General features: G+C 67.1%; 1 protein-coding gene. It reads right to left on the bottom strand.

Annotated elements, in window-relative coordinates:
• On the bottom strand, window positions 1-5,516 hold a 5,516-nt coding region (locus HB375_RS17885; protein ID WP_167674458.1), incomplete at its 3' end, for an FG-GAP-like repeat-containing protein.
• Between the last annotated feature and the right edge of the window lie 99 nt (window positions 5,517-5,615).

Here is a 5,615-nt window from a genome sequence, read left to right as displayed (position 1 = left end):
CTCAAATTCACGGGATCGTTGAACGAGTACGCATAGCGGTTGGTGCCGACGCCCGGCTTGGTCGGATCGAGCGTATCGGGGGAGATGAAGCGCCCGAGCGCGGGGTCGTAATAGCGCGCGTTGAGGTAGATCAGGCCGGTATCGTCGTCGAGGCGTTCGCCGATGAAGGCCTTGGCTTCCTTGTCCGGGCCGGTGGTGATGAGCGGCGCGCCGTAGGGCGTGTAGAGCGTGGTCTTGTCGATCGTGCCGCTGCGGTTGCTGATCGCCCGCACCGAACTCAAGTGGTCCTTGTGCAGCACCGCCACCTTCGGCAGCACGCCCAGGCCGATCTTGCGCACCTCGGGATGCGGATACTTCTGCCATTCCGTCAGCGGTGTCGGCGCGGATGCCGTGCCGAGGCGGATCTCGATGTCGGCGCCGAGCGTCAGGGTCGTCTCGGTCTTCGCTCCCGCGCCGATCCCGGTCGTCACCACCTTCTTCAGCCGCGTGCCATCCGGCGCGTAGACGAAGGCGCTCATGGCGCCCGACGCCATCTCGATCCTGGTCGGACGGTTCTCCTGGTCCCAGGTGTAGCTGCGTCCGCCGCCGCTCGTGAGGTTGCCGTTGGCGTCATAAGCGTAATCGGAGGTCCCCACCTTCGTCGGCGCATGCGGACGCGCCGCTTTTGCCGCCGGGTAGACATACGTCGTCCCGTCGTTCGACAGCAGGTTGCCGATGGCGTCGTAGGTGTAGCTGAAGGTTTTGGACACCGGCCCCGACACCGTCGCCGTCGTCAGCTCGTCGCGGGCGTTGTAGGCATAGGCCCACACATCCGCCGGCGCCGCCGTGTTCGTGCTGCTGGTGATCCGCCCCGCCGCATCGCGGGTATAGGTCACCGACAGCGGCGACACCGGATTCGCCGTCGCCGTCCGCGTCAGCCAGCCGCGCTGCGGCGAATAGGTCCGCGTCGTCACCGCGCCGCTGGCATAGACCGTCACCAATGGCTGGCCCGACGCGTCGTAGGCCGTCGAGGTCACCGCGTTCGGCATGCTGAACAGGCGCCCCGCCCCGTCATAGATCCAGTAGCCGCGCGCCTCGCCGATCTTGTCCCCGTCCGGATAGCTGCGCCCGATCACCCGCCCGCCCAAATCGTAGAGCGTCTCGACGACGTAGCTGCGCCCGTCGACGCCGTAGGTCTCGCGCGTGCGCCGGCCGTCCTGGTCATAATCGTAGGCGATCGCGGCGGACGCGTTCGACAAGCGCGTCAGCTGGCCCGCATTGAACGCCCCGGCCCGCGCGGGCTCCGCGCAGGGCGAGCCGGCGGCGCCCGCCGCCAGCGTATAGGCATAGGTCGTCACCAGCCCCGCCGCATCCTTCGTGCACACCCGCCCGAGCGCGTCATAGGTCAAGGCGGTGCGCTGCCCCTTGGCGTCGGTCTGCGACGTGAGCCGCCCGGCCGCGTCATAGGTGGAGGTGAGCAGGCCCCGGTCCGGATCGCGCTCCGTGATCCGGCGCGACAAGCTGTCATAGGTGTAGAGCCAGGCATTGCCCGCCGCATCCTCGAGCCGCTTCAGCCGCCCGAGCCCGTCATAGGCCAGCGTGACCGCGCTCGCCTCGGGCTTCCCCGACGCCCGCTCGCGCCGCAGCACGCTGCCGCGCACGTCGCGGTCGACCAGCGTCACGCGGCCCAGTTCGTCCGTCGTCCGCACCGCATCATAGCCGAGCCGCTCCGTGCTCGCGCCATAGGCCGTCGCCACCACCGCCCGGTCCGGATGGGTCTGCTTGAGGCGCCGGTCGAGCCCGTCATAGGCGAAGGTCGTCCAATACACGCCCTCGCCGGCGTAATACGGACGCGAGGTCCGGTACACCTGGCCGCGTTTGTTGTATTCCGTCTCGCTCTGGATCGTCCGGCCCGCCGGGCCCTTCGCGCTCGTCCGGTAGACCCGGCCCAACCCGTCGAGATATTGCCGCGTCCATTGCTCGCCCTTGCCGTCCGCCGAGGGCGTGTACACCACCGTCCCCTGCGTCGCCGGAACCCCGAGCGGATAGTACTGGTAACGCGTCACCGCCCCGCCCGGCGTCGTCACCCGCAGCGGACGGCAGAACCGGTCGCTCTCATAGGTCGTCGTCTGCCCGTTGAGATCCACGCGCGTCAGCGGCTTGCCGCAGACCTTGTCGTAGGTCGCGCTCGTCGCCTGCCCGAGCGCATCCACCACCTTCACCGGATAGAGGTGGTAGACATCGTCATAGGTCGTGCGCGTGATCCCGCCGACCTCGTCCGTCGCGGCGATCTGATTGCCGTACCGGTCGTAATCGGAGCGGCGACGGACATAGGACGCATTGTCCTCCGGCGAACCCAGGGTGTCGAGCCAACGCCGCACCTGCGTCAGGTCGCCCTTCGAGGGCGGCGTCGCGTTGCTGGCATTGTCGTCGTAATCGTACAGCGTCCGCGCCAGCGGCGTCGCCGTGCTGCTGGTCGAACCATAGACCGTCTCGGAGGCGGGCTTGTTGACGATGTAGCGCCCGGTGTTCGGACGGTACACCCAGACGCTCACCCGTTCGTCGCCGGAGACGTCGTCGCGGCCCAGATCGGTGAGCTTGACGAGATTGTTGTATTCGTCGAAGTCCCGCATCACCGTGTGCAGGCGCTCCGCCTTGCCGAACGTCTCCTTGACGATCGTCATCGTGTTCTGCGCCCGGTAGGGAACCGTGCCGGCGTTGCCCGTATACTTCTCCTCAACGCTGCGCCAGATCGTGCTGCCGATCTTGATCTCCTTCTTGGCGAGCCGCCCCGCCGCCGCGAGATCTTGGTGGAAGGTGTAGAGGTGAACCGGGCAGTCCTTCTCCTCCAGCGTGCACGGCAGCGTCACCTTCGCCGTCCGGAAGCCGAGAAACCGCCGCTCTCCCGGATGCCACTTGCCGCCCGCATAGAGGAAACTCGTCTCGCTCTTGGGGCTGCCGCGCCCGTCATCCTGCGTCAGCTTCTTCACCGTCTGCAGCACGAACGGCATCCGGCTCGGCTTCGCGGTCGGATCCGTGTCCCGCGCCTGCGTCGACGAGCCGTATTCGATCGTCGTCGTCCCGCCCCAGACGTTCTTCACCGACGTCATCAGGTGAGGGATGCCCCCCGTGGAGAATTGCAAGCGCTTCGTGGTGGCGGGCACAATGACCGTGGTCGCGTCGAAGAGATCCGCCTTGCCGTCGCCGTTGAAGTCCGCGGCGATCTTGGCGCTGTAGCCAGCGAAGGACGGGCCGGATTGCCACTGGAACGTTCCCGCGCGCGCCAGCAGGAAGACGCCGGTCGGGCCATTGGGCACATAAAGATCGGTTCGCCCATCCCCGTCGAAGTCCCCGACCGCGATCCCATACTGGTCGTAGTTCGTGGCTGCGTTCCACTGCTTTGCAGAGAAGGTCTTGCCGTCCGATAGCAGAACCCAGGTCGAGGACGTGAACGAGCCGGGATTCTGCACTACCAGAGCAAGGTCGCTCTTGCCGTCGCCGTTGAAGTCTCCGACGAGCACGTCGCCCGGTTTGACGGTCATGTTGGGGATCGCCGCAGGCAGGGGCGTGAACCCCGCCTTCACGAACCCCGAGCCGGTCGAGAGGAACAGCCCCACGCCCCTTCTGTAGGAGGCGAATTCCAGGCACGCGATATCCGCCTTGCCGTCCCCGTTGAAGTCGCCGACTTTGACCCATCCGACGTTCTGCGTGCCGCAGGGTTCGCCGAAGATAAGATCCTTGGCCGCGCCGGTGGTCCCGTTCGAGAGGTACAGCCGGCCATTGAACATCACGTCGGTGCGACCGTCGCCGTCAAAATCCGCCGCGACCGGCGCGCCTTCCGGTGTCGGATCGAGCGCCCTGCCCGACCAGATGGCCCAGGTCGCCGTGGTGTACGTCTTGGCATCGGTGTTGATGCGGTAGATCGTGGCCTCCCACTGCAGCGAGAAGGCATCGCCGTTGTCGCCGCCCGGCTCCGGCCGCTGCCAGAGATAGGCATGGAGAAGCTGTTGCTTGCCCGTGCCGTCGAAATCGCCGACGAGCCAGACGTCGCGCTCGCGCCGCTCTCTCAAGCTCGGGGCCATGCCCCTCATGGCGACGGGAGCGCCCAGCTTCGTCCCATCCCAGCGCGACACCCTCAGCGCAAACGGCCCGCAGGTCGGCTCGCCCGTACACAAGGACACCAGATCGCTGCGCCCGTCGCCATCGACGTCCATCGCCCTCAGGGAGGGATCCCTCGTCATATCGTCAGGAAGGGCGGCGCTCGTAAACGCCACCGTACCGGCGGCGGAATAGGTGAACGTCGTCGGCGCCAGCCCATTGCCGCCGGTGATCGCACCGGCCGCACTGAACTCGACGTCGTTGCCGTACTCGCGCACCCACTTCAGCAGGGAGGATCCGGTTCCCGCGGCCTGCTGATAGGCAAGCCCATAGGCCCGCACCTCACGCCCGCCGGTGCGGATCCGGATGCTCTGCACCCGATACGCCACCTCCTCCAGGCTCGCCCCCGTCGCGACCGTCATCCGGTCCGGCTTGAGCTCCCGGTACGGGGAAATGGTGGTGCCGTTGTAGCTGATCTTCGTCGGGTAGCAGATCGCGGCCGTGTCGCAATCGTAGGCGTACTCGACCTCGTTGCCATGCGTGTCCTTGGCCGAGACGAGCACATACAGATAGTGGTTCAGGAACGCGTCGTTCGCAGGGGTCGGCGGATGATCCACGCCCAGCGCGCCGGAGGATTTATACGTGTAGACCGTGCCGTCCCGGGCCGTCACCTGCCACGTATTGCTGGCCGCGTCGTACTTGATACGCCGGTAGCTCTCGACGCGGGTCACATGCGTGCCACCCTTGCAGCCCGGGCTGACCATCCCGGGCGTACAGGGCGCCAGCTCCTCGCCGTCGAGAGACCACCGGTCATCGCTGTCGAAGCGCGGGGCGCCGCCGCGCGCCGCGATGCGCTGGATGGTCGAGAAGCCTTCAAGCGACCATCCCGTGCCGACCCATCCGGCCAGCGGACGCCCGGCCGTCAAACCCCGGTTCGAATCGTAAACCAGCCGCAGCTTCGGTTCGAGCCCGTGATAGGCCGGCACTTCGATCGGGATGGCGTGGGTATAGCTGCCGTTGAACGGCACATCGGGAATCAGCGAGGCCTTGGAATCGACCTCGCCCTTCATCTCGTTCGCCGGCGCTGGATCGGCCGCGAGCGTTCCGCGCGCCTTGCCGTCCGAGGCCGTCTCCGCCGCCTTCGCAGCCTCGGCCGCGCGCGGATCGACCCCCGCCTGACTCGCCGGATCCGGCGCCTGGCTCCTGTCCCAGTCCAAGGACGCGCTCTCCGCAGCCCCGCCCGACGCGACATCGGCGGGGACGGTCGTCCGCTCCCCCCCTGAAACCGGAGCCGCCGTCACCGGCGCGGGCGCCGCCGCCTCGGCAAAGGCCGGCGCAACCGGAGGAAGGACGAGAGCCGTCACCAACCCTGAGACAAGGCTCAACCGCAGCAGCCGCACCAAACGGCCCCGCACCCAAGCCACCAACGCATATTCCATGCCCGCCCCCGGACAACGACCGCTCACCCGAGCAAGCGATCCCCGTTCACATTCTGCAAATTAAAGTTGTTATGGATAACATAACATAGGAGAGAATTG

The organism is Microvirga terricola, assembly GCF_011777495.1.
Lineage (GTDB): Bacteria > Pseudomonadota > Alphaproteobacteria > Rhizobiales > Beijerinckiaceae > Microvirga > Microvirga terricola.
This window is presented reverse-complemented; position numbering and strand designations above follow the sequence as displayed.